General features: G+C 50.9%; 32 protein-coding genes. 26 read left to right on the top strand and 6 right to left on the bottom strand.

Annotation, left to right across the window (positions count from 1 at the left end; all coding sequences use genetic code 11):
• Positions 1–131 precede the first annotated feature (131 nt).
• The 20 genes from rplN (at position 132) to AC6I8W_RS18720 (ending at position 9,839) form a co-directional block, all read left to right on the top strand.
• Complete coding sequence (gene rplN, locus AC6I8W_RS18815) at positions 132–503, top strand: 50S ribosomal protein L14 (protein WP_013510765.1); 372 nt, start codon at positions 132–134, stop codon at positions 501–503.
• A gap of 10 nt (positions 504–513) precedes the next feature.
• On the top strand, positions 514–828 hold the full coding sequence (rplX, locus tag AC6I8W_RS18810; RefSeq protein WP_013510764.1) for a 50S ribosomal protein L24: 315 nt from the start codon (positions 514–516) through the stop codon (positions 826–828).
• A 14-nt stretch (positions 829–842) separates the two neighbouring features.
• A complete protein-coding gene (rplE, locus tag AC6I8W_RS18805) occupies positions 843–1,382 on the top strand; it encodes a 50S ribosomal protein L5 (RefSeq protein WP_013510763.1) in 540 nt (179 codons plus the stop codon).
• A gap of 14 nt (positions 1,383–1,396) precedes the next feature.
• Positions 1,397–1,702, top strand: coding sequence for a 30S ribosomal protein S14 (gene rpsN, locus AC6I8W_RS18800; protein WP_006120592.1), 306 nt, complete (start codon positions 1,397–1,399; stop codon positions 1,700–1,702).
• A gap of 32 nt (positions 1,703–1,734) precedes the next feature.
• Complete coding sequence (rpsH, locus tag AC6I8W_RS18795; RefSeq protein WP_013510762.1) at positions 1,735–2,127, top strand: 30S ribosomal protein S8; 393 nt, start codon at positions 1,735–1,737, stop codon at positions 2,125–2,127.
• Between the two features lie 12 nt (positions 2,128–2,139).
• On the top strand, positions 2,140–2,673 hold the full coding sequence (gene rplF, locus AC6I8W_RS18790; RefSeq protein WP_497836210.1) for a 50S ribosomal protein L6: 534 nt from the start codon (positions 2,140–2,142) through the stop codon (positions 2,671–2,673).
• Between the two features lie 9 nt (positions 2,674–2,682).
• Positions 2,683–3,036, top strand: a complete 354-nt coding sequence (gene rplR, locus AC6I8W_RS18785) for a 50S ribosomal protein L18 (protein WP_013510760.1) — start codon at positions 2,683–2,685, stop codon at positions 3,034–3,036.
• Positions 3,037–3,050: 14 nt separating this feature from the next.
• A complete protein-coding gene (gene rpsE, locus AC6I8W_RS18780) occupies positions 3,051–3,551 on the top strand; it encodes a 30S ribosomal protein S5 (protein WP_480366263.1) in 501 nt (166 codons plus the stop codon).
• 5 nt (positions 3,552–3,556) lie between these two features.
• Positions 3,557–3,736 (top strand): 50S ribosomal protein L30, encoded by a 180-nt coding sequence (gene rpmD / locus AC6I8W_RS18775; RefSeq protein ID WP_013510758.1) that lies wholly within the window; start codon positions 3,557–3,559, stop codon positions 3,734–3,736.
• 3 nt (positions 3,737–3,739) lie between these two features.
• Positions 3,740–4,174 (top strand): 50S ribosomal protein L15, encoded by a 435-nt coding sequence (rplO, locus tag AC6I8W_RS18770; RefSeq protein ID WP_013510757.1) that lies wholly within the window; start codon positions 3,740–3,742, stop codon positions 4,172–4,174.
• Positions 4,175–4,181: 7 nt separating this feature from the next.
• Entirely contained in the window at positions 4,182–5,513 is a 1,332-nt protein-coding gene (gene secY / locus AC6I8W_RS18765; RefSeq protein WP_013510756.1) for a preprotein translocase subunit SecY, read from the top strand.
• 32 nt (positions 5,514–5,545) lie between these two features.
• A complete protein-coding gene (rpmJ, locus tag AC6I8W_RS18760) occupies positions 5,546–5,662 on the top strand; it encodes a 50S ribosomal protein L36 (protein WP_004160566.1) in 117 nt (38 codons plus the stop codon).
• A 146-nt stretch (positions 5,663–5,808) separates the two neighbouring features.
• Positions 5,809–6,165 carry a 30S ribosomal protein S13 gene (gene rpsM, locus AC6I8W_RS18755; RefSeq protein WP_013510755.1) on the top strand — a complete coding sequence of 119 codons (357 nt, stop codon included), beginning with the start codon at positions 5,809–5,811 and terminating at the stop codon, positions 6,163–6,165.
• A gap of 16 nt (positions 6,166–6,181) precedes the next feature.
• Positions 6,182–6,571, top strand: a complete 390-nt coding sequence (gene rpsK / locus AC6I8W_RS18750) for a 30S ribosomal protein S11 (RefSeq protein ID WP_004160563.1) — start codon at positions 6,182–6,184, stop codon at positions 6,569–6,571.
• Between the two features lie 32 nt (positions 6,572–6,603).
• Positions 6,604–7,224, top strand: coding sequence for a 30S ribosomal protein S4 (gene rpsD / locus AC6I8W_RS18745; RefSeq protein WP_013510754.1), 621 nt, complete (start codon positions 6,604–6,606; stop codon positions 7,222–7,224).
• 25 nt (positions 7,225–7,249) lie between these two features.
• The gene (locus tag AC6I8W_RS18740) at positions 7,250–8,239 is read left to right on the top strand and encodes a DNA-directed RNA polymerase subunit alpha (protein WP_007891688.1); all 990 of its coding nucleotides are present in this window, start codon (positions 7,250–7,252) and stop codon (positions 8,237–8,239) included.
• Between the two features lie 40 nt (positions 8,240–8,279).
• Complete coding sequence (rplQ, locus tag AC6I8W_RS18735) at positions 8,280–8,666, top strand: 50S ribosomal protein L17 (protein ID WP_003850180.1); 387 nt, start codon at positions 8,280–8,282, stop codon at positions 8,664–8,666.
• A 112-nt stretch (positions 8,667–8,778) separates the two neighbouring features.
• Complete coding sequence (locus tag AC6I8W_RS18730) at positions 8,779–9,150, top strand: DnaJ family domain-containing protein (protein WP_497838231.1); 372 nt, start codon at positions 8,779–8,781, stop codon at positions 9,148–9,150.
• A 1-nt stretch (position 9,151) separates the two neighbouring features.
• On the top strand, positions 9,152–9,595 hold the full coding sequence (gene zntR, locus AC6I8W_RS18725; protein WP_415173407.1) for a Zn(2+)-responsive transcriptional regulator: 444 nt from the start codon (positions 9,152–9,154) through the stop codon (positions 9,593–9,595).
• Positions 9,596–9,638: 43 nt separating this feature from the next.
• A complete protein-coding gene (locus AC6I8W_RS18720; RefSeq protein ID WP_497836209.1) occupies positions 9,639–9,839 on the top strand; it encodes an alternative ribosome-rescue factor A in 201 nt (66 codons plus the stop codon).
• Between the two features lie 36 nt (positions 9,840–9,875).
• Here AC6I8W_RS18720 and mscL read toward each other — a convergent pair whose 3' ends face one another.
• From mscL to def, 5 genes are all read right to left on the bottom strand, one after another.
• Complete coding sequence (gene mscL / locus AC6I8W_RS18715; RefSeq protein ID WP_497836208.1) at positions 9,876–10,286, bottom strand: large-conductance mechanosensitive channel protein MscL; 411 nt, start codon at positions 10,284–10,286, stop codon at positions 9,876–9,878.
• Positions 10,287–10,403: 117 nt separating this feature from the next.
• Entirely contained in the window at positions 10,404–11,780 is a 1,377-nt protein-coding gene (gene trkA, locus AC6I8W_RS18710) for a Trk system potassium transporter TrkA (RefSeq protein WP_497836207.1), read from the bottom strand.
• Between the two features lie 30 nt (positions 11,781–11,810).
• The gene (gene rsmB, locus AC6I8W_RS18705) at positions 11,811–13,097 is read right to left on the bottom strand and encodes a 16S rRNA (cytosine(967)-C(5))-methyltransferase RsmB (protein ID WP_497836206.1); all 1,287 of its coding nucleotides are present in this window, start codon (positions 13,095–13,097) and stop codon (positions 11,811–11,813) included.
• 48 nt (positions 13,098–13,145) lie between these two features.
• Positions 13,146–14,090 (bottom strand): methionyl-tRNA formyltransferase, encoded by a 945-nt coding sequence (gene fmt, locus AC6I8W_RS18700; RefSeq protein ID WP_497836205.1) that lies wholly within the window; start codon positions 14,088–14,090, stop codon positions 13,146–13,148.
• A 21-nt stretch (positions 14,091–14,111) separates the two neighbouring features.
• Entirely contained in the window at positions 14,112–14,624 is a 513-nt protein-coding gene (gene def / locus AC6I8W_RS18695; RefSeq protein WP_497836204.1) for a peptide deformylase, read from the bottom strand.
• Between the two features lie 117 nt (positions 14,625–14,741).
• Here def and dprA point away from each other — a divergent pair, with 117 nt between their 5' ends.
• The 6 genes from dprA to AC6I8W_RS18665 are packed head-to-tail and all read left to right on the top strand — an operon-like array spanning position 14,742 to position 18,529.
• On the top strand, positions 14,742–15,866 hold the full coding sequence (gene dprA / locus AC6I8W_RS18690) for a DNA-protecting protein DprA (RefSeq protein WP_497836203.1): 1,125 nt from the start codon (positions 14,742–14,744) through the stop codon (positions 15,864–15,866).
• Complete coding sequence (gene smg, locus AC6I8W_RS18685) at positions 15,838–16,311, top strand: DUF494 family protein Smg (protein ID WP_480366244.1); 474 nt, start codon at positions 15,838–15,840, stop codon at positions 16,309–16,311. The genes dprA and smg overlap by 29 nt, the downstream gene beginning before the upstream one ends.
• Positions 16,312–16,335: 24 nt before the next feature.
• The gene (locus AC6I8W_RS18680; RefSeq protein ID WP_497836202.1) at positions 16,336–16,881 is read left to right on the top strand and encodes a DNA topoisomerase family protein; all 546 of its coding nucleotides are present in this window, start codon (positions 16,336–16,338) and stop codon (positions 16,879–16,881) included.
• A gap of 5 nt (positions 16,882–16,886) precedes the next feature.
• Positions 16,887–17,462, top strand: coding sequence for an L-threonylcarbamoyladenylate synthase type 1 TsaC (gene tsaC, locus AC6I8W_RS18675; protein WP_497836201.1), 576 nt, complete (start codon positions 16,887–16,889; stop codon positions 17,460–17,462).
• Between the two features lie 3 nt (positions 17,463–17,465).
• Positions 17,466–18,284: a shikimate dehydrogenase gene (aroE, locus tag AC6I8W_RS18670; RefSeq protein ID WP_497836200.1), complete on the top strand. Its 819-nt coding sequence runs from the start codon at positions 17,466–17,468 to the stop codon at positions 18,282–18,284.
• Positions 18,281–18,529 carry a DUF1488 family protein gene (locus tag AC6I8W_RS18665; RefSeq protein ID WP_497836199.1) on the top strand — a complete coding sequence of 83 codons (249 nt, stop codon included), beginning with the start codon at positions 18,281–18,283 and terminating at the stop codon, positions 18,527–18,529. The genes aroE and AC6I8W_RS18665 overlap by 4 nt, the downstream gene beginning before the upstream one ends.
• Here AC6I8W_RS18665 and AC6I8W_RS18660 read toward each other — a convergent pair.
• Positions 18,505–19,059 carry a gamma carbonic anhydrase family protein gene (locus tag AC6I8W_RS18660; RefSeq protein ID WP_497836198.1) on the bottom strand — a complete coding sequence of 185 codons (555 nt, stop codon included), beginning with the start codon at positions 19,057–19,059 and terminating at the stop codon, positions 18,505–18,507. The two genes, AC6I8W_RS18665 and AC6I8W_RS18660, sit on opposite strands and share 25 nt — an antisense overlap.
• Between the last annotated feature and the right edge of the window lie 15 nt (positions 19,060–19,074).

The raw sequence follows: 19,074 nt of genomic DNA, 5'->3' as shown, positions 1-19,074 counted from the left end.
CGCGAGCCGTTCATTTTTTCTACCCATATGCAGGAACCGGTGTTATAATGCCGCGCCCTCAATTATGGGGCTTTTTAACGACCTGAGGTTTTGGGTCCCGAAGTAGTAGTTGACATTAGCGGAGCACTAAAATGATCCAAGAACAGACTATGCTGAACGTCGCCGACAACTCCGGTGCACGTCGCGTAATGTGTATCAAGGTTCTGGGTGGCTCGCACCGTCGCTACGCAGGCGTCGGCGATATCATCAAAGTTACCATCAAGGAAGCAATTCCGCGTGGTAAGGTGAAAAAAGGTGATGTCCTGAAGGCGGTAGTGGTGCGCACCAAGAAGGGTGTTCGTCGCCCGGACGGTTCTGTCATTCGCTTCGATGGCAACTCATGCGTTATTTTAAACAATAACTCTGAGCAGCCTATCGGAACGCGTATTTTTGGGCCGGTAACTCGTGAACTTCGTACTGAAAAGTTCATGAAAATTATCTCTCTGGCACCAGAAGTACTCTAAGGAGCGAACAATGGCAGCGAAAATCCGTCGTAACGACGAAGTTATCGTGCTTACCGGCAAAGACAAAGGTAAGCGCGGTAAAGTAAAGAACGTCCTGACTTCTGGTAAAGTCATCGTTGAAGGTATCAACCTGGTTAAGAAACACTCTAAGCCGGTTCCGGCTCTGAACCAACCAGGTGGCATCGTTGAAAAAGAAGCCGCTATTCAGGTTTCTAACGTTGCAATCTTCAATGCGGCAACCGGCAAGGCTGACCGTGTAGGCTTTAGATTCGAAGACGGTAAAAAAGTCCGTTTCTTCAAGTCTAACAGCGAAACTATCAAGTAATTTGGAGTAGTACGATGGCGAAACTGCATGATTACTACAAAGACGAAGTAGTCCAGAAACTCATGACTGAGTTCGGCTACAATTCTGTCATGCAAGTCCCTCGGGTCGAGAAGATCACCCTGAACATGGGTGTTGGTGAAGCGATCGCTGACAAGAAACTGCTGGATAACGCAGCAGCTGACCTGGCAGCAATCTCCGGTCAAAAACCGCTGATCACCAAAGCACGCAAATCAGTTGCAGGCTTCAAAATCCGTCAGGGCTATCCGATCGGCTGTAAAGTAACTCTGCGCGGCGAGCGCATGTGGGAGTTCTTTGAGCGCCTGATCACTATTGCTGTACCGCGTATCCGTGACTTCCGTGGCTTGTCTGCGAAGTCTTTCGACGGTCGTGGTAACTACAGCATGGGCGTTCGTGAGCAGATCATCTTCCCAGAAATCGACTACGACAAAGTCGATCGCGTTCGTGGTTTGGATATTACCATTACCACTACTGCGAAATCTGATGATGAAGGCCGTGCTCTGCTGGCTGCCTTTGACTTCCCGTTCCGCAAGTAAGGTAGGGTTACTTCATGGCTAAGCAATCTATGAAAGCACGCGAAGTTAAGCGTGTGAAATTAGCAGACAAGTTCTTCGCAAAACGCGCTGAACTGAAAGCGATCATTTCTGATGTGAACGCTTCTGACGAAGATCGTTGGGATGCCGTTCTCAAGCTGCAGAGTCTGCCGCGTGATTCCAGCCCTTCACGTCAGCGTAACCGCTGCCGTCAAACAGGTCGTCCGCACGGTTTCCTGCGGAAGTTTGGGTTGAGCCGTATCAAGGTCCGTGAAGCCGCAATGCGCGGTGAAATCCCGGGTCTGAAAAAGGCAAGCTGGTAATTGTCACCATTTGAATCACGGGAGTAACACAGATGAGCATGCAAGATCCGATCGCGGATATGCTGACCCGTATCCGTAACGGTCAGGCCGCGAACAAAGTTGCGGTCTCTATGCCTTCCTCCAAGCTGAAAGTGGCAATTGCCAACGTGCTGAAGGAAGAAGGCTATATTCAAGATTTTAAAATCGAAGGCGACATCAAGCCGGAACTGGAACTGACTCTTAAGTATTTCCAGGGTAAAGCTGTTGTAGAAAACATTCAGCGTGTTAGCCGTCCAGGTCTGCGCATCTATAAGAAAAAAGATGAGCTGCCAAAAGTAATGGCTGGTCTGGGCATCGCTGTAATTTCTACATCTAAAGGTGTTATGACTGATCGTGCAGCGCGCCAGGCTGGTCTTGGTGGCGAAATTATCTGCTACGTAGCGTAATCGGAGGAAAACATGTCACGTGTTGCAAAAGCACCTGTCGTAATTCCTGCCGGCGTAGAGGTAAAACTCAACGGTCAGGAAGTTTCGATCAAAGGTAAAAACGGCGAGCTGACTCGTACTATCAACCAAGCTGTTGAAGTTAAGCAGGCTGACAACACCCTGACTTTCGCTCCGCGCGAAGGTTATGCGGATGGTTGGGCACAGGCAGGTACTGCTCGTGCACTGCTGAACGGCATGGTTATTGGTGTTACCGAAGGCTTCACCAAGAAGCTGCAATTGGTTGGTGTTGGTTATCGTGCAGCTGTAAAAGGCAACTCTGTGAGTCTGGCCCTGGGCTTCTCTCACCCTGTTGACCATGCACTGCCGGCTGGCATCACTGCCGAATGCCCAACTCAGACTGAGATCGTGCTGAAAGGCGCTGATAAGCAGCTGATTGGTCAGGTTGCAGCTGATCTGCGCGCCTACCGTCGTCCTGAGCCGTACAAAGGCAAGGGTGTTCGTTACGCCGACGAAGTCGTGCGTACCAAAGAGGCTAAGAAGAAGTAAGGTAACACTATGGATAAGAAATCTGCTCGTATCCGTCGTGCGACCCGTGCACGTCGCAAGCTCAAAGAGCTGGGTGCTACTCGCCTGGTGGTACATCGTACCCCGCGTCACATTTACGCACAGGTAATCGCCCCGAACGGTTCCGAAGTTCTGGTTGCTGCTTCTACTGTAGAAAAAGCTATCGCTGAACAACTGAAGTATACCGGTAACAAAGACGCCGCTGCAGCTGTAGGTAAAGCTCTGGCTGAGCGCGCTATCGAAAAAGGCATCAAAGATGTTTCTTTCGACCGTTCCGGTTTCCAATATCATGGTCGCGTCCAGGCACTGGCAGATGCTGCTCGTGAAGCTGGCCTTCAGTTCTAAGGTAGAGGTCTAAGATGGCACACATCGAGAAACAAGCTGGCGAACTGCAGGAAAAACTGATCGCGGTAAACCGTGTTTCTAAAACTGTTAAAGGTGGTCGTATTTTCTCCTTCACAGCTCTGACTGTGGTAGGTGATGGTAACGGTCGCGTCGGTTTTGGTTACGGTAAAGCGCGTGAAGTTCCAGCAGCGATCCAGAAAGCGATGGAAAAAGCCCGTCGCAATATGATTAACGTCGCGCTGAATCACGGCACCCTGCAGCACCCGGTTAAAGGTGCGCACACGGGTTCTCGTGTATTCATGCAGCCGGCTTCTGAAGGTACCGGTATCATCGCCGGTGGTGCAATGCGCGCCGTCCTGGAAGTCGCTGGAGTTCATAACGTTCTGGCTAAAACCTATGGTTCCACCAACCCGATCAACGTGGTTCGTGCAACTATCGACGGCCTGGGCAACATGAAATCTCCGGAAATGGTCGCTGCCAAGCGTGGTAAATCCGTTGAAGAAATTCTGGGGTAATCACCATGGCGAAGACTATTAAAATTACACAAACCCGTAGCTCAATCGGCCGCCTGCCTAAGCACAAAGCCACTCTGGTTGGTCTGGGTCTGCGTCGTATTGGTCACACCGTTGAGCGTGAAGACACGCCAGCTGTACGCGGTATGATCAACGCGATTTCCTATATGCTGAAAGTGGAGGAGTAAGAGATGCGTTTAAACACTCTGTCTCCGGCCGAAGGGTCTAAACACGCTTCTAAGCGTCTGGGTCGTGGTATCGGTTCTGGCCTCGGTAAAACCGGCGGTCGTGGTCACAAAGGTCAGAAGTCTCGTTCTGGCGGTGGCGTACGTCGCGGTTTCGAGGGTGGTCAGATGCCTCTGTACCGTCGTCTGCCGAAATTCGGTTTCACCTCTCGCAAAGCAATGGTCACTGCAGAAGTTCGTCTGTCTGACCTGGCGAAAGTTGAAGGCGGTATTGTTGACCTGAACACACTGAAAGCAGCAAACATTGTCGGTGTTCAGATTGAATTCGCGAAAGTGATTCTGTCTGGTGAAGTTTCTGCACCGGTAACGGTTCGTGGTCTGCGTGTCACCAAAGGTGCTCGTGCTGCAATCGAAGCTGCTGGCGGTAAAATCGAGGAATAAGTAGCAGATGGCTAAGCAACCGGGATTAGATTTTCAAAGTGCCAAAGGTGGCTTTGGTGAACTGAAGCGCAGACTGTTGTTTGTTATCGGTGCACTAATTGTCTTCCGTATTGGCTCTTTTATTCCGATCCCTGGTATTGATGCCACTGTACTTGCCAAACTGCTTGAGCAACAGCGTGGCACCATCATTGAAATGTTCAACATGTTCTCTGGTGGTGCTCTCAGTCGTGCCTCAATCTTCGCGCTGGGTATTATGCCGTACATTTCGGCCTCTATTATTATCCAGCTGCTAACGGTGGTTCATCCGGCGTTAGCGGAGATTAAGAAAGAAGGGGAGGCTGGCCGTCGTAAGATTAGCCAGTACACCCGTTATGGCACGCTGGTTCTGGCCGTATTCCAGTCGATCGGTATAGCTACCGGTCTGCCGAATATGCCTGGGATGCAGGGCCTGGTGATTAATCCAGGCTTTGCCTTCTATTTTACCGCTGTTGTGAGTCTGGTTACCGGGACGATGTTCCTGATGTGGCTGGGCGAACAGATTACTGAACGTGGTATCGGTAACGGTATTTCGATCATTATCTTCGCTGGTATTGTTGCGGGTCTCCCGCCGGCCATTGGCCATACCATCGAGCAAGCGCGGCAAGGCGACCTGCACTTCCTTCTGTTGCTGTTGGTTGCAGTTCTCGTATTTGCAGTGACCTTCTTCGTTGTTTTCGTAGAACGTGGTCAACGCCGCATTGTGGTGAACTACGCTAAGCGTCAGCAAGGTCGTCGTGTTTATGCTGCACAGAGCACACATTTACCGTTGAAAGTGAATATGGCAGGGGTTATCCCGGCAATCTTTGCTTCCAGCATAATCCTGTTCCCGGCGACGATAGCATCCTGGTTCGGGGGCGGTACCGGTTGGAACTGGCTGACAACAATTTCGCTGTATTTGCAGCCAGGACAGCCGCTTTATGTGCTACTCTATGCGACTGCAATCATCTTCTTCTGTTTCTTCTATACGGCGTTGGTTTTCAACCCGCGTGAAACAGCAGATAACCTGAAGAAGTCTGGTGCATTCGTACCGGGAATTCGTCCGGGAGAGCAAACGGCGAAGTATATCGATAAAGTAATGACACGTCTGACCTTAATCGGCGCACTGTATATTACTTTTATTTGCCTGATCCCGGAGTTCATGCGTGATGCCATGAAGGTTCCCTTCTACTTTGGTGGTACTTCACTGCTCATCGTAGTGGTTGTCATCATGGACTTTATGGCTCAAGTGCAAACTCTGATGATGTCGAGTCAGTACGAGTCTGCATTGAAGAAAGCTAACCTGAAAGGCTACGGCCGTTAATTCAGGCGCTTGAGAAGTTACGGAGAGTAAAAATGAAAGTTCGTGCTTCCGTCAAGAAATTATGTCGTAACTGCAAAATCATCCGTCGCGACGGCGTCGTACGTGTGATTTGCAGCGCCGAGCCTAAGCATAAACAGCGCCAGGGCTGATTTTCTCACATATTTTTCTTGCAAAGTCGGGTTGAGCTGGCTAGATTAGCCAGCCAATCTTTTGTATGTCGATGCGTTTCCATTTGAGTATCCTGAAAACGGGCTTTTCAGCATGGTTCGCATTTATTTAATTATAGGAGTGCATAGTGGCCCGTATAGCAGGCATTAACATTCCTGATCAAAAACACACCGTAATCGCATTAACTTCGATTTTCGGTATCGGCAAAACCCGTTCTAAAGCCATCTGTGCTGAAACGGGCATCGCTGAAAATGTTAAGATCAGTGAGCTGTCTGAAGAACAAATTGATCAGCTGCGTGATGCAGTTGCTAAATTCGTTGTAGAAGGTGATCTGCGCCGTGAAATCACCCTGAGCATCAAGCGTCTGATGGACCTTGGTTGCTACCGTGGTTTGCGCCATCGTCGTGGTCTGCCAGTACGCGGTCAGCGTACCAAGACCAACGCACGTACCCGTAAGGGTCCGCGTAAACCGATCAAGAAATAATCGGGGTGAGTAAATAATGGCAAAGGCACCAGTTCGTGCACGTAAACGTGTAAGAAAGCAAGTCTCAGATGGCGTGGCTCATGTCCATGCTTCTTTTAACAACACCATCGTTACTATTACTGATCGTCAGGGTAACGCACTGGGTTGGGCAACCGCCGGTGGTTCCGGTTTCCGCGGTTCACGTAAATCTACTCCGTTTGCTGCTCAGGTCGCTGCAGAGCGCTGTGCAGAAGCCGTGAAAGATTACGGTATTAAGAACCTGGAAGTTATGGTTAAGGGTCCGGGTCCGGGTCGCGAATCTACTATTCGTGCTCTGAACGCCGCTGGTTTCCGCATCACTAATATTACTGATGTGACTCCGATCCCTCACAACGGTTGTCGTCCGCCGAAAAAACGTCGCGTATAACGCTTCGTTTTTAGGATAGTTGGAGAAAGAAAATGGCAAGATATTTGGGTCCTAAGCTCAAGCTGAGCCGTCGTGAGGGCACTGACTTATTCCTTAAGTCTGGTGTTCGCGCGATCGATTCCAAGTGCAAAATTGAACAAGCCCCTGGTCAGCATGGTGCGCGTAAACCGCGTCTGTCTGATTACGGCGGTCAGTTACGTGAAAAACAGAAAGTTCGTCGTATCTACGGCGTGCTGGAACGTCAGTTCCGTAACTACTATAAAGAAGCAGCGCGTCTGAAAGGCAACACCGGTGAAAACCTGTTAGCTCTGCTGGAAGGTCGTCTGGATAACGTAGTTTACCGTATGGGTTTTGGTGCCACTCGTGCAGAAGCACGTCAGCTGGTTAGCCACAAATCTATCCTGGTGAATGGTCGCGTTGTTAACATCGCTTCTTATCAGGTATCTCCGAATGATGTCGTAAGCATCCGTGAGAAAGCCAAAAAGCAATCTCGCGTGAAGGCCGCTCTGGAGCTGGCTGAGCAGCGTGAAAAGCCAACCTGGCTGGAAGTTGATGCGACTAAGATGGAAGGTGTGTTCAAGCGTATTCCTGAGCGTACTGATCTGTCTGCGGACATTAACGAACACCTGATCGTCGAGCTTTACTCTAAGTAAAGCTTAGTACCAAAGAGAGGACACAATGCAGGGTTCTGTGACAGAGTTTCTAAAACCGCGCCTGGTAGATATCGAGCAAGTGAGTTCGACGCACGCCAAGGTGACCCTTGAGCCGTTAGAGCGTGGCTTTGGCCATACTCTTGGTAACGCACTGCGCCGTATTCTGCTTTCTTCCATGCCGGGTTGCGCGGTGACCGAGGTTGAGATTGATGGCGTGCTCCACGAGTACTCCACCAAAGAGGGCGTACAGGAAGATATCCTGGAAATCCTGCTTAACCTGAAAGGGCTGGCGGTAAGAGTTCAGGGTAAAGATGAAGTCATCCTGACCCTGAATAAATCTGGCATTGGCCCTGTGACTGCAGCCGACATTACCCACGACGGTGATGTCGAAATCGTCAAGCCGCAGCATGTGATCTGCCATCTGACCGATGAAAACGCATCTATTAGCATGCGTATCAAAGTTCAGCGTGGTCGTGGTTATGTGCCGGCTTCTGCCCGAATTCATTCGGAAGAAGATGAGCGCCCAATCGGCCGTCTGTTAGTAGACGCTTGCTACAGCCCTGTAGACCGTATCGCCTACAATGTTGAAGCTGCGCGTGTTGAACAGCGTACCGACCTGGACAAGCTGGTCATCGAAATGGAAACCAACGGCACAATCGATCCTGAAGAGGCGATTCGTCGTGCGGCAACCATCCTGGCAGAACAACTGGAAGCTTTCGTTGACTTACGTGATGTACGTCAGCCGGAAGTGAAAGAAGAGAAACCAGAATTCGATCCGATCCTGCTGCGCCCTGTTGACGATCTGGAATTGACTGTCCGCTCTGCTAACTGCCTCAAGGCAGAAGCTATCCACTACATCGGTGATCTGGTACAGCGTACCGAGGTTGAGCTGCTTAAAACGCCTAACCTGGGTAAAAAATCTCTTACCGAGATTAAAGACGTGCTGGCCTCACGTGGTCTGTCTCTGGGCATGCGCCTGGAAAACTGGCCGCCGGCAAGCATCGCTGATGAATAACCCGATCACAGGTTAAGGTTTCACTGAGAAGGATAAGGTCATGCGCCATCGTAAGAGTGGTCGTCAACTGAACCGTAACAGCAGCCATCGTCAGGCTATGTTCCGCAACATGGCTGGTTCTCTGGTTCGTCATGAGATCATTAAGACGACTCTGCCGAAAGCCAAAGAGCTGCGTCGCGTAGTTGAGCCGCTGATTACTCTTGCCAAGACCGACAGCGTAGCTAATCGTCGTCTGGCATTCGCCCGTACTCGTGATAACGAGATCGTGGCAAAACTGTTTAACGAGCTGGGCCCGCGTTTCGCGAGCCGTGCCGGTGGTTACACTCGTATTTTGAAGTGTGGCTTCCGTGCTGGTGACAACGCTCCGATGGCATACATCGAGCTGGTTGATCGTCCAGAAGCTCAAGCAGAAGCTGCTGCAGAGTAATTTGCAGTAACGTAAAAAACCCGCTTCGGCGGGTTTTTTATTGCCTGTACTTTCTTCCCATTTTTTCCTCTTCCGCTATGCTGATGGCAGTCAACCCTGTCAGGAGCACCTCATGTGGCTAATTGACCAACTTGCAGAACAACACATCCTTGCCGCTCAGGAAAAAGGCGAACTGAGTAATTTGCGTGGTGAGGGTGTGCCATTGCAACTGGAAGATGATAGCGGTGTACCGGAAGAGCTGCGTATGGGATATCGGTTGTTAAAAAATGCCGGTTTTTTACCACCGGAACTGGAAATGCGACGCGAAGCCTTGGAAGTGAAAGATCTTCTTCGTGAGCTTGATCCTGACGATCATCAGGCCCACGAGCTGGCAAAAAAACTGAACCTACTGGAACTGAAACTGCGCCAGGCAGGAATGAGTACAGCATTTTTGCGAGGAGATTACCGCGAGGCGCTTAAGCAGCATCTGAGGCAGGAGAAATAATATGTACCGTATCGGTCAGTTAGCGAAGATGGCTGATGTTACCCCTGACACCATCCGTTTTTATGAAAAGCAGCAAATGATGGATCACGAGGTGAGAACCGAAGGTGGTTTCCGTTTGTATAGCGACGATGACTTGCAGCGTCTGCGATTTATCCGTTACGGACGTCAGTTGGGTTTTAGCCTTGATGCTATTCGTGGTTTGCTGTCGATCCGTATCGATCCCGAACATCACACTTGCCAGGAATCAAAGGCCATTGTGGCGAAGCGCCTTGATGAAGTCAGTACCATGATCGTGGAGCTACAAACGATCCAGCGTTCTCTGCAACGTCTGTCTGAAACTTGTTGTGGCGATCTGCATAGCAGCGCCTGCTGCTCAATTCTCGAAGCACTGGAGAAGGGCGAAGAGCCGCATCCAGAAATTTGTTGTGGCAAGGATTGTATTTAACGCGGATAAGCCTATAGTTGCGCAGTCAATCATTGGAGGAAATATGAGCCGTTATCAGCATCAAAAAGGGCAGATAAAAGACAACGCCATTGAGGCGCTATTGCATGATCCGCTGTTTCGCCAGCGTATTGAACAGAATCAGAAAGGGAAAGGCAGCTATCGGCGTAAAGACAAACACGCGAAGAGGGGTAACTGGGAGGCCAGTGGTAAGCAAAGCGGTTTACCACTGGCCTTCAGGTTTTAAGCATCAAAAAACCGCCTGCCCAGGCGGTTTTTGCTATCAGATTTTGGTGTTTTGTTGTTTGAGCAGGTCACGAATTTCCGTCAGTAGCAGTTCTTCATTAGTCGGCTTCGGATCGGCTTTTTCCACTTCTTTCTTCTTGTACAGTTTATTCATCAATTTGATGGCGATAAAAATGGCTAACGCGACGATAACGAAATCAAAAATACTCTGAATAAAAACACCGTATTCCATTACCACGGCAGGTGCTGCGCCTTCCGCTGGTTTAATGATCCACTTGAACTGCTTAAAATCGACCCCACCAATCAGTAACCCCAGCGGCGGCATAATAATATTAGCCACCAGCGATGAAACAATCTTGCCAAACGCGGCACCGATAATTACACCAACTGCGAGGTCAACTACGTTACCGCGCATCGCAAAATCACGAAACTCTTTGAAAAAACTCATTGTTATCTCCTTGCCTTGGCCAATGCCTAAAGTCTAACAAACCTTTTAACATTTGCCATTACAACAAAGGATTAAACTGGATTATCACGGCGGGCAATAAAAGCTTGCCCGCTATGATTAAAGGAAGAAGGGACTTGGCTGGAACAGGCGTTCCACATCGGGCACAAATTTCTTATCGGTCAGGAACATAATCACATGATCGCCCTGCTCGATACGCACATTAGCATTGGCAATAATGACCTCATCTCCACGGACCACTGCGCCAATGATGGTGCCTGGTGGCAATTTGATATCTTCAATCAGACGCCCCACTACGCGCGAAGTGGTCTCTTCACCGTGGGCGATCGCTTCGATCGCTTCGGCAATGCCACGGCGTAATGAAGAAACACCGACAATGTCCGCTTTACGCACATGGCCGAGTAACGCAGAAATGGTGGCCTGCTGTGGTGAAATGGCAATATCGATCACGCTGCCCTGTACCAAATCGACATAGGCGCGACGCTGGATCAACACCATGACTTTCTTCGCACCCATTTTTTTCGCCAGCATCGCTGACATGATGTTGGCTTCATCATCGTTGGTGACGGCAATAAACAGATCGATTTGATCGACATGTTCTTCAGCCAGCAACTCCTGATCGGAAGCATCACCATAGAATACAATCGTATCCTGTAGCTGTTCCGCCAGTTCTGCTGCGCGCTGCGGATTTCGTTCGATCAGTTTTACGCTGTATTGTTTTTCCAGCCGTTGTGCCAGACCAAAGCCGATATTGCCCCCACCTACCAGCATGATGCGTTTGTATGGTTTTTCCAGCCGCTGCATCTCGCTCATGACGGCACGAATATGCTGGCTGGCGGCGATAAAGAAGACTTCATCACCGGCTTCAACGATAGTCGAACCCTGCGGGCGAATGGGACGATCCTGACGAAAGATCGCCGCCACACGTGTGTCAATATGCGGCATATGCTCGCGCAGAATGGAAAGTGGATTACCAACCAATGGACCGCCGTAATACGCTTTGACGACAGCAAGGCTTACTTTCCCTTCGGCAAAATTAACCACCTGCAACGCCCCGGGATATTGGATCAGCCGGTAAATATTGTCGATCACCAACTGCTCAGGAGAGATCAAATGATCAATAGGCACCGCCTCCGGCACGAACAATTTCTCGGCATCGCGCAGATAATCTGCAGCGCGGATACGTGCAATCCGGTTGGGGGTATTGAATAATGAGTAAGCTATCTGACAGGCGATCATATTGGTTTCGTCAGAGCTGGTGACAGCTACCAGCATGTCAGCATCTTCCGCCCCCGCTTCACGCAGGATACGAGGATGAGAACCATGCCCGTGCACCACACGCAGATCGAATTTGTCCTGCAACTGACGTAAACGCGTGGCATCGCTATCCACCACGGTAATATCGTTGTTTTCTCCGACCAGGTTTTCTGCGAGCGTTCCGCCGACCTGTCCGGCACCAAGGATTATAATTTTCATCGCTTTAAGCTCTTGTCAGATTGCGCTGTACTATTTTTTCATCAGCTTAGCGTAGAAGAAACCATCCCCGCCATCTGTGCTGGGGAACACCTGCCATCCATTATCCTGACCTTGCGGCAGGGCTTCTGCAATCGCATCAGGATGCGCAGCGAGGAACGCACTGATCTGCTGATGATTCTCTTCTGGCAGAACTGAACAGGTTGCATAAAGCAATGTGCCGCCACTTTTCAGTCGTGGCCAGACCGCATTGAGGATTTCCTGTTGCAGGCTGGCCAGCTCGGGGATGTCACGATCGCGTCGCAGCCATTTGATGTCGGGATGGCGACGGATCACGCCGGTTGCGGAGCAGGGTGCGTCTAACAGAATGCGGTCAAATTGTTTATCACCACACCATGCCGCTGGCGTTCGACCATCGCCCTGGCGCACATCTGCCTGCATGCCGAGACGTTGCAGGTTTTCTCGCACACGCGTCAGGCGTTGCTCATCAATATCGACAGCAAGCACATCAGCCTGTGGTGCAATTTCGAGGATATGAGTGGTTTTACCACCGGGAGCTGCGCACAGGTCGAGAACGGATTCACCATTTTGCGGTTCAAGCAACAACGCACAGCGTTGTGCGGATAAATCCTGCACCGTTACCCAGCCTTGATCGAAACCAGGCAGTTGGCCGACCGCTGTCGGCGCTTCCAGACGCAGGGAGTCAGGAGCATCTCCGGCAATGGCGCTTTTTTCTGTCTCGACAAGCAGTGCCAGCCAGGCATCACGAGAATGATGCTGGCGGTTGACGCGCAGCCACATCGGTGGACGCTGATTGTTGGCTTCAACAATCTGATGCCATTGCTCTGGCCACGCCGTTTGCAAACGTTTCAGCAACCACCCGGGATGCAGATAACGCTGCGCACCCTGATCGACTTCAGTAACCAAGGTTTCCTGCTGACGTTGAAACTGGCGCAATACGCCATTGAGTAAACCTTTCAGATTCGCACGCTTCAGCACTTCCGCGCCTGCCACGGTCTCTGCCAATGCGGCATGCGGAGGGACGCGGGTATAAAGCAACTGATACAGGCCAACCATGATCAGATAATGGAGCACACGTTGCTTTCCGGTTAAAGGGCGCTCCATCAGCTTGCTAATTAACGCTTCGAGCTGTGGCAGGGTGCGCATCACGCCGAAGCAGAGTTCCTGTAACAGCGCCCCGTCTTTATCGGACAGGTTTTTTTGTGCAGCAGGCAGAATAGCGCTAAGCGATTCCCCTTTATCCACTACGCGTTCAATCAATTGCGCGGCGAGGCTACGCAGGTTTGTGGTTTTTTTCATGCGATTCATTCATCAAACAAAAAGCCCGGTATTAACCGGGCTATGGGATCAGGCCAGAATGCTGCCGGGCGTGAACCATTCACGGCGCGAGTTAAGCAGATCCTGTGCGGACATGGCTTTTTTACCTGCAGGCTGGAGCGATAGCAGGTTCAGAACACCTTCAGCCGTCGCAATCTGGATACCTTGCTTATCGGCGTGGAGTATTTCGCCAGGTTGTTTTGCCTGATGCGGTAACACACTGGCTTGCCAGACTTTTACCGGTTGATCATCAACCATGAAATAACTCATCGGCCAGGGATTAAAGGCACGAATGCAGCGCTCAAGTTGCATGGCGGAGAGCGTCCAGTCGAGGCGAGCTTCTTCTTTGCTCAGTTTCTCTGCATAGCTGACCAGGGCTTCATCCTGCTTTTCAGGCTGTGCGCTGCCGTCTGCCAGTTGCTCCAGTGTCTTGAGCATCCCTTCAGGGCCAAGCTGCGCCAGCTTGTCATACAGAGTGGCGCTGGTGTCCTGCTCGGTAATCGGGCAAGCGAGTTTATGCAGCATATCGCCGGTATCCAGGCCCACATCCATTTGCATGATGGTCACGCCAGTTTCAGCATCGCCAGCCCAGAGTGAACGTTGAATTGGCGCGGCACCACGCCAGCGCGGTAGCAATGAACCGTGAACGTTGATACAACCAAGGCGTGGCATCTCCAGCACTGCTTTCGGTAAAATCAGGCCGTAAGCCACCACCACCATCACATCGGCCTGCAATGTTGCAACCAACTGCTGATTATCTTCAGGTTTGAGTGACTTTGGCTGGAAAACGGGAACACCATGAGCCTGTGCCAGTACTTTTACTGGGCTGGGCGTGAGTTTGTTGCCACGTCCGGCAGGACGATCGGGCTGGGTAAAAACGCCAACTACCTGATGCTCAGAAGCAAGCAGCGCGTCAAGATGACGCGCTGCAAAGTCAGGTGTACCGGCAAAAATGATTTTTAACGGTGCAGACACAGTTCAACCTTTTGTTTGCACTCAGGATGCGCGTGCATTCTGGCGTGCCAGTTTTTCCAGTTTCTGTTTGATACGCTGACGCTTCATCGGCGACAGATAATCAATAAACAGTTTGCCATCGAGATGGTCGATTTCGTGCTGAATACAGATCGCCAACAGGCCATCGGTTTCCAGTTCGAAGGTATTACCGTCACGATCCTGGGCACGGACTTTCACCCACTCAGCACGGGGTACAAAAGCACGTTGTTCAGGGATAGAGAGGCAACCTTCTTCAATGCCGGTTTCGCCGCCTTTTTCCAGCAACTCTGGGTTGATCAACACCAGGCGTTCTTCACGGCTTTCTGACACATCAATAACGATGATGCGACGATGGATATCTACCTGAGTTGCGGCCAGGCCGATGCCTTCTTCGGCGTACATTGTTTCAAACATGTCGTCGACGATGCGCTGTACCCCGGCGTCTACGGTTTTTACCGGCGCCGCGATTTTGCGAAGGCGATCATCAGGGAAATGTAATACCTGCAAAACTGACATAAATTTCCAGATCTGTATGCGTTAAAGAAAAGATTACTACCTCATATTGTAGACTTTTTGGGACATGATTGACAGCATTCCACCGTATCAAGGCACAGGTCGAACAGGGAGTGAGACGTGGATAAAATTGAGTGGATGCTCAGGCTGGCTAATGTGAAAGGTCTTGGTGGCCATCAGATTCTCCGTCTGGTGAGTAGGTTGCATAGTACCCGGCATATTGATGATGATTTTCTGACGATGCAGCGGTTGAATGAAACGCAGCGAAAACAATTCAATACGCTATGCCCACGGCAACTTATGCGCACTCAGCACTGGCTGGAAAATCCACAGCATCAACTGCTTTCTGTTCTGGATAATGCTTACCCCTCAGCGTTAGCGGAAATCGGCCGCTTCCCGCCATTGTTGTATGTGATGGGCAATGTCGCCGCCTTACACACTTCGCAACTCGCCGTCGTCGGCAGTCGTCAATGTTCGCATTACGGCAGGGAATGGGGGGGCTGGTTTTCACAGCAGTTAGCATCGAAGGGGCTAACCATCACCAGCGGGTTGGCGCGGGGAATTGACGGCATTGCACATCGGGCTGCGCTCAATGCCTCCGGCAAAACCATTGCGGTATTGGGAAGTGGGCTGAAACACCTCTATCCCAAAAGCCATCAGAAACTGGCGCAGGATATTGTGAGTAACGGCGGTGCTCTGGTCTCGGAATTCCCGTTGGATATGCCTCCTTATGCCACTAATTTTCCACGGCGCAATCGCATCATCAGTGGCTTGAGTCTGGGTGTGCTGGTGGTGGAGGCGTCCTTGAAAAGCGGTTCACTGGTCACGGCACGTTATGCGCTGGAACAAAATCGCAATGTCTATGCGTTACCAGGTTCTTTGGGGAGTGAAGGCAGCGAAGGAACACACTGGCTGATACAGCAAGGCGCATTGCTGGTCGCCCATCCTGATCATATTTTCGAAGATCTGCATTCTACCCTTCACTGGCTACCTGCAACTCACTCAGAAACAATATATTCACAAGACAGTGACGATGTTCCATTGCCATTTGCGGACGTGTTGGCTAACGTAGGTGATGAGGTTACACCTGTTGACGTCGTCGCTGAACGTGCCGGCCAACCTGTGCCAGTTATCTCAGCCCAGTTGCTGGAGCTGGAGTTAGCAGGATGGATCGCAGCTGTACCCGGCGGCTATGTCCGATTAAGGAGGGCATGCCATGTTCGACGTACTTATGTACTTGTTTGAGACCTATATCCATAACGAAGCCGAAATGCGCGTTGACCAGGATAAACTTACCGATGATTTAACCGATGCCGGTTTTCATCGTGAAGATATCTATAATGCGTTGAATTGGCTTGAGAGACTGGCTGATTACCAGGATGGTTTAGTCGCGCCGGTACTACTGGCGAACGATCCACTCTCAATGCGTATCTACACGGAAGAAGAGAGCCAGCGTTTAGATGCTGAATGCCGCGGTTTTATTCTGTTCCTGGAGCAGATCCAGGTGTTGAATATGGAAACGCGCGAAATGGTTATCGAACGAGTGATGGCCCTCGATACCCTCGATTTCGATCTGGAAGATCTCAAATGGGTGGTTTTGATGGTGCTGTTCAACATCCCCGGATGTGAAAATGCCTACCAGCAGATGGAAGAACTGTTATTCGACGTCAATGAAGGTATGCTGCATTAATTTGCGATTAATGCATCGAGTTATATGAGTAAATCAGCACTTTTTACCGTGCGTAAACACGACCTCTGCCCCGCTTGCGGGGCAGAATTAGTGATACGTGCCGGCAAACATGGCCCATTCCTTGGGTGCGTAAACTATCCAACCTGCGACTATATTCGCCCGCTGAAAAACCAGGGTGATGGTCATATCGTTAAAGTGCTGGAGGGCCATACCTGTCCAAAATGTGGTGCTGACAAGGTGCTACGTCAGGGGCGGTTTGGTATGTTTGTTGGTTGTAGCCACTATCCTGAATGTGATTATACCGAAACGATCGATAAGCCTGATGAGACAGCTATCGCTTGTCCCCAGTGCCAGAATGGGAAGTTGGTGCAGCGCCGTTCGCGCTATGGCAAAACTTTTCATTCCTGTGATCGTTATCCCGACTGTCAGTTTGCCGTGAATGCCACACCTGTTGAAGGTGTCTGCTCACACTGTCAGTTCCCTCTATTAATCGAAAAGAAAACCGCGCAGGGCATGAAACGTTTCTGCGCCAGTAAACGCTGCGGCAAACCCGTAGTGCAGGACAACTGATTATCATGACGCCAGAACACGCTTTACCGGAAAGTCTCGAATTCTGTATTGAACAACTGCAGCAGCAGGCGGTGATCGCTTATCCAACGGAGGCGGTTTTTGGTCTGGGATGTGACCCAGATAGCGAAAATGCGGTGATGTCACTGCTGGCATTGAAACAACGTCCGGTAGAGAAAGGATTGATCTTGATTGCTGCTGACTATGCCCAACTTGAGCCGTATGTGGCCGATCAGGAACTTTCAGTGGTGCAGCGTGAACGTATGTTTGCCAGCTGGCCGGGACCGGTTACTTATGTCGTACCGGCATCGCCGCACACACCGCGCTGGTTAACCGGGCGTTTTGACTCGCTGGCGATTCGCGTTAGCGATCATCCCGATGTGCAGGCTTTGTGTCGCCGTTTGGGCAAACCGCTAGTTTCAACCAGTGCTAATCTGTCCGGTGAGCCACCTTGTCGTACAGTTGCTGAGGTCGCTCAGCAATTCGGTGCAGAGTTCCCGGTGCTGGTGGGGGAAACCGGGGGCCGTCTGAATCCTTCAGAAATCCGCGATGTTATCAGCGGCGAACTTATCCGTCAGGGCTAATTTATGGACAACTTTGCCGTTTTTGGTAATCCGATCGCGCACAGCAAATCGCCTTTTATCCATCGTCTGTTTGCGGAGCAAACCGGTATCGACCATCGCTATGGTCGGGTGTGTGCGCCATTAGATGGGTTCCCGCATGCCATCAGCGAGTTCTTTGCGTCGGGCGGAAAGGGGGCCAACGTGACGTTGCCCTTCAAAGAACAGGCGTGGGAGTTTGCTGATGAACTCAGTGAACGTGCTGCGCTTTCCGGGGCGGTCAATACATTGAAGAAAGATGCACAGGGTCAGATTATTGGTGATAACACCGATGGTATTGGCTTACTGAGCGATCTCGAGCGGTTGCAGATGATCCGTCCTGGCGATCGTGTCTTGCTGGTGGGAGCGGGGGGCGCGGCGCGCGGCGTGATCTTACCTTTGCTTTCATTAGGATGTTCACTCACGGTTGCGAATAGAACGGTCGAAAAGGCAGAGTTGTTGGCAGAGATCTTCCGCCACAGTGGTGCCATCAATGCCTGTGGTTTCGACGCGTTGGCTGGTCAGTCATTTGATCTGATTGTTAACGCCACCTCCAGCGGAGTGGATGGAAAAGTGCCACCTTTACCGGTTTCATTGATTTCTCACCATACCCGTTGCTATGACATGTTCTATCAACAGGGTCTGACGCCATTTTTGCTTTGGTGCCAGCAACAGGGCGCGCGGCAACTCGCCGATGGATTAGGTATGCTGGTAGGGCAGGCGGCACATGCTTTCCAGTTATGGCATGGTGTGATGCCAGAGATCACGCCTGTCATTGCGCAGTTAAAAGCAGCGATGCAGTCGTGAATCAGGCTATCCAGTTCCCGGATCGTGAAGAGTGGGATCAGCATCGTCAGGTGGTATGTTTCCCGGCACAGGTCAACGGTATGGGGCTGATGTGTGCGATCTCTTCAGATGAACTGCATGACAGATTCGGGGAGGGGGAAGCGATGGCGCTATTTAGCGCCAATCGCTGGGATCTGGAAGATGAAGCCGAACAACTTATCCTCAATGACGAGGTTGATAATCAAGGCTGGGTCTGGCTCTCCTGAGCGAGATAATCATTTTTCCAACCAACATAGTTGTTTGCCGAGTAACGGAGTGCCTTGATCTCTGCTTCGTTGAGTGGGCGAATTTGCTTCACCGGGCTACCTAGATAAAGGTAGCCGCTTTCCAGCCGTTTCCCTGGGGGGACCAGGCTGCCTGCACCAATCATCACGTCTTCTTCTACTATTACGCCGTCCAGCAGAATCGATCCCATGCCAACCAAAACACGATCGCCGATAGTACAGCCATGCAGCATGGCTTTGTGACCGACGGTAACGTCTTCACCAATTACCAGTGGATAGCCCGCAGGATTGCTGGCTGATTTATGCGTGACATGAAGTACGCTGCCATCCTGAATGTTGGTGCGCGCGCCAATGACCACCTGATTCACATCACCACGAATAGCGACCAGTGGCCAGATACTGACATCGTCTCCCATGATGACATCGCCGACCACAACACTGCTTTTATCGATCATTACCCGATCGCCAGTTTGTGGGTAGCTGCTTTTATAGGGACGTAAGGCTGTTGACATGATCTTTCTCCTTTT

The organism is Pantoea sp. X-Soil-TKNS-1211 (assembly GCF_059730495.1).
The sequence above is the reverse complement of the archived record's forward strand: the minus strand, read 5'-3'. Positions and strand labels throughout refer to the sequence as shown.

Excerpts from the sequence above, each read along its gene's own strand:
- rplN (WP_013510765.1), top strand. The coding sequence starts at position 132 with ATGATCCAAGAACAGACTATGCTGAACGTCGCCGACAACTCCGGTGCA.
- rplX (WP_013510764.1), top strand. The coding sequence starts at position 514 with ATGGCAGCGAAAATCCGTCGTAACGACGAAGTTATCGTGCTTACCGGC.
- rplE (WP_013510763.1), top strand. The coding sequence starts at position 843 with ATGGCGAAACTGCATGATTACTACAAAGACGAAGTAGTCCAGAAACTC.
- rpsN (WP_006120592.1), top strand. The coding sequence starts at position 1,397 with ATGGCTAAGCAATCTATGAAAGCACGCGAAGTTAAGCGTGTGAAATTA.
- rpsH (WP_013510762.1), top strand. The coding sequence starts at position 1,735 with ATGAGCATGCAAGATCCGATCGCGGATATGCTGACCCGTATCCGTAAC.
- rplF (WP_497836210.1), top strand. The coding sequence starts at position 2,140 with ATGTCACGTGTTGCAAAAGCACCTGTCGTAATTCCTGCCGGCGTAGAG.
- rplR (WP_013510760.1), top strand. The coding sequence starts at position 2,683 with ATGGATAAGAAATCTGCTCGTATCCGTCGTGCGACCCGTGCACGTCGC.
- rpsE (WP_480366263.1), top strand. The coding sequence starts at position 3,051 with ATGGCACACATCGAGAAACAAGCTGGCGAACTGCAGGAAAAACTGATC.
- rpmD (WP_013510758.1), top strand. The coding sequence starts at position 3,557 with ATGGCGAAGACTATTAAAATTACACAAACCCGTAGCTCAATCGGCCGC.
- rplO (WP_013510757.1), top strand. The coding sequence starts at position 3,740 with ATGCGTTTAAACACTCTGTCTCCGGCCGAAGGGTCTAAACACGCTTCT.
- secY (WP_013510756.1), top strand. The coding sequence starts at position 4,182 with ATGGCTAAGCAACCGGGATTAGATTTTCAAAGTGCCAAAGGTGGCTTT.
- rpmJ (WP_004160566.1), top strand. The coding sequence starts at position 5,546 with ATGAAAGTTCGTGCTTCCGTCAAGAAATTATGTCGTAACTGCAAAATC.
- rpsK (WP_004160563.1), top strand. The coding sequence starts at position 6,182 with ATGGCAAAGGCACCAGTTCGTGCACGTAAACGTGTAAGAAAGCAAGTC.
- rpsD (WP_013510754.1), top strand. The coding sequence starts at position 6,604 with ATGGCAAGATATTTGGGTCCTAAGCTCAAGCTGAGCCGTCGTGAGGGC.
- AC6I8W_RS18740 (WP_007891688.1), top strand. The coding sequence starts at position 7,250 with ATGCAGGGTTCTGTGACAGAGTTTCTAAAACCGCGCCTGGTAGATATC.
- rplQ (WP_003850180.1), top strand. The coding sequence starts at position 8,280 with ATGCGCCATCGTAAGAGTGGTCGTCAACTGAACCGTAACAGCAGCCAT.
- AC6I8W_RS18730 (WP_497838231.1), top strand. The coding sequence starts at position 8,779 with ATGTGGCTAATTGACCAACTTGCAGAACAACACATCCTTGCCGCTCAG.
- zntR (WP_415173407.1), top strand. The coding sequence starts at position 9,152 with ATGTACCGTATCGGTCAGTTAGCGAAGATGGCTGATGTTACCCCTGAC.
- AC6I8W_RS18720 (WP_497836209.1), top strand. The coding sequence starts at position 9,639 with ATGAGCCGTTATCAGCATCAAAAAGGGCAGATAAAAGACAACGCCATT.
- mscL (WP_497836208.1), bottom strand. The coding sequence starts at position 10,286 with ATGAGTTTTTTCAAAGAGTTTCGTGATTTTGCGATGCGCGGTAACGTA.
- trkA (WP_497836207.1), bottom strand. The coding sequence starts at position 11,780 with ATGAAAATTATAATCCTTGGTGCCGGACAGGTCGGCGGAACGCTCGCA.
- rsmB (WP_497836206.1), bottom strand. The coding sequence starts at position 13,097 with ATGAAAAAAACCACAAACCTGCGTAGCCTCGCCGCGCAATTGATTGAA.
- def (WP_497836204.1), bottom strand. The coding sequence starts at position 14,624 with ATGTCAGTTTTGCAGGTATTACATTTCCCTGATGATCGCCTTCGCAAA.
- smg (WP_480366244.1), top strand. The coding sequence starts at position 15,838 with ATGTTCGACGTACTTATGTACTTGTTTGAGACCTATATCCATAACGAA.
- AC6I8W_RS18680 (WP_497836202.1), top strand. The coding sequence starts at position 16,336 with ATGAGTAAATCAGCACTTTTTACCGTGCGTAAACACGACCTCTGCCCC.
- tsaC (WP_497836201.1), top strand. The coding sequence starts at position 16,887 with ATGACGCCAGAACACGCTTTACCGGAAAGTCTCGAATTCTGTATTGAA.
- aroE (WP_497836200.1), top strand. The coding sequence starts at position 17,466 with ATGGACAACTTTGCCGTTTTTGGTAATCCGATCGCGCACAGCAAATCG.
- AC6I8W_RS18660 (WP_497836198.1), bottom strand. The coding sequence starts at position 19,059 with ATGTCAACAGCCTTACGTCCCTATAAAAGCAGCTACCCACAAACTGGC.